Origin of the sequence: Streptomyces alkaliphilus, assembly GCF_014141535.1 — a bacterium.
Lineage (GTDB): Bacteria > Actinomycetota > Actinomycetes > Streptomycetales > Streptomycetaceae > Streptomyces > Streptomyces alkaliphilus.
The window spans coordinates 1-2,539 of the sequence record NZ_VKHT01000757.1; the positions used below are offsets into that span (position 1 = coordinate 1).

Consider the following 2,539-nt stretch of genomic DNA (forward strand, 5'->3'; position numbering starts at 1 on the left):
GGGCGGGCCCCGCCGTGCGCCGGATCGTGCCCCGACGAGGGGTTCCGCCGGCCGCCCGGGGGACGCGCCCGTCACGGCACCGCACCCGTCCCCGCCGCTCCGTCGGCCCCCGGCCGACGGAGCGGCACCCCCCGGTCCGCGGCCTGCCGGAAAACCGGCGAAAAAACATCCGCAAGCACGCCGAGAACCGAAGAAAAGCCATACCGCCGGAATCTCCCCGCCGGCCCACCTCGATGGGAGACCAGCCTTCTCATGGCGACATTCCTCTACGCGACAGGGCGTTTCACATACGCCTGGAGGCGCTGGGTCGCGATCTTCTGGGTCGCCCTGCTGGGCGTCGCCGGCGTCGCCGTCGCGACCACCGACTCCCAGCCCGCGACCGAGATCTCCATACCCGGGACCGAGGCCCAGGAGGCCTTCGACCTGCTCTCCGAGCGCTTCCCCGGCATGGGCGCCGACGGTGCCACCGCCCGGGTCGTCTTCCGGGCTCCCGACGGCGGGGAGATCACCGATCCGGCCAACACCGCGGCCGTGGGCGAGGTCGTCGCCGAACTCGAACGCAGCAGCGACCGCATCGCCCGGGTCGCCGACCCCTTCGAATCGCAGGCCATCAGCCAGGATCTCACCACCGCCTACGCGCAGGTCTCCTACCGGGTCAGCGGTACCGAGCTGGAGGACGCCGAGCGCGAGGCCCTGTTGGACGCCGCCGAGACCGGCCGGGACGCCGGACTGACGGTCGAGATCGGCGGTGACGCCCTCTTCGAGATCCCGAGCACCGGCGTGGCCGAGGCGATCGGGGTCGCGGTGGCGGCGGTGGTGCTGGTCATCACCCTCGGATCCCTGATCGCCGCCGGTCTCCCGCTGATCACCGCCCTGATCGGGGTCGGCATCGCGGTGAGCGCCATCACCGTCCTCAGCGGACCGCTCGAACTGGACAGCACCACCCCCATCCTGGCCATGATGCTCGGCCTCGCCGTCGGCATCGACTACGCCCTGTTCATCGTCTCCCGCTACCGCGCCGAACTGGCCGCCGGATACGACCGGCGGGAGGCCGTCGGCCGTGCCACCGGCACCGCCGGATCCGCCGTCGTCTTCGCCGGTCTGACCGTCATCATCGCCATGTGCGGCCTCGCGGTCGTGAACATCCCCGTCCTCACCAAGATGGGTCTGGCCGCGGCCGGCGCCGTGGCGATCGCCGTCCTCATCGGCGTCACCCTCATCCCCGCCCTCCTCGGTTTCGCGGGTGAGAAGGTGCGCCCGCAGGTCAACCGTCGTGCCGGCGCCAAGGGCGGTGCCCCCGTCGAGGGCGTCCCGGCCGACGAGGAGCGCCCCAACGCGGGCACCCGCTGGGCCCGCTTCGTGGTCCGGCGCCCCATCGCCGTCCTGCTGGTCGCCGTCGCCGGTCTCGGCGTGATCGCCCTGCCGGCCACCCAGATGGAACTCAACCTCCCGGACCAGGGATCCGAGTCGCCCTCCACGACCCAGCGCCAGGCCTACGACATGCTCGCCGAATCCTTCGGCCCCGGCTTCAACGGGCCGCTGTTGGTGGCCGTGGACACCGCCGGGGTGGGCGACGGACAGGACGCCGCAGCGATCGCCGGCGCCGTGGCCGAGGGGATCCAGGGCCTGGACAACGTCGTGGCCGTCACCGAGCCGATCCCCAACGAGACCGGTGACACCGCGATGCTCACCGTCATCCCCGGCTCCACCCCCAGCAGCGTCGAGACCGCCGATCTGGTGCACGACCTGCGCGACGAGGCCCCCGCCTTCACCGGCGCCGACGACGCCCGGGTCCTGGTCACCGGCCAGACCGCCATGGCCATCGACGTCTCCGAGCGGATCGACGACGCCATGGCCCCCTACCTGGCGGTCGTGGTCGGCCTGGCCTTCGTCCTGCTGACCATCGTCTTCCGCTCCCTGCTGGTGCCGATCAAGGCGGGCCTGGGCTTCCTGCTCTCGGTCTTCGCCTCCCTGGGCGCCGTCGTCGCCGTCTTCCAGTGGGGCTGGCTGGCCGGCCTCTTCGGCGTCGAGGTCACCGGGCCCATCATGAGCCTGATGCCGATCTTCCTCATCGGTGTGGTCTTCGGTCTGGCCATGGACTACGAGGTCTTCCTCGTCACCCGGATGCGGGAGGCGTACGTCCACGGCGAGGACGCCCGGCAGGCGATCGTCACCGGCTTCCGCTACAGCGCCCGGGTGGTGACCGCCGCCGCGATCATCATGATCAGCGTCTTCGCGAGCTTCGTCAGCGCCGATGAACCCATGATCAAGATGATCGGCTTCGGTCTGGCCGCCGCGATCCTCTTCGACGCCTTCGTGGTCCGGATGGCGATCGTGCCCGCCGTGCTGGCCCTGCTCGGCCGCTCCGCCTGGTGGCTGCCGGCGTGGCTGGACCGGATCCTGCCCAACGTCGACGTCGAGGGCGAGAAGCTGGCCCGCGGACCGGTGGCCCCCGAACCCGTCGCGGTGGGCGCCGGCACCGACCGAACCGCCCCCGCCCCGGCCGACGCCGACCGGGGACCCACCGGTGGGGAGACCC

General features: G+C 72.0%; 1 protein-coding gene. It reads left to right on the plus strand.

Annotated elements, in window-relative coordinates:
* Positions 1-252: 252 nt before the first annotated feature.
* Positions 253-2,539 (plus strand): MMPL family transporter (locus tag FNQ90_RS19430; RefSeq protein ID WP_182607542.1); only part of this gene is annotated, 2,287 nt, incomplete at its 3' end.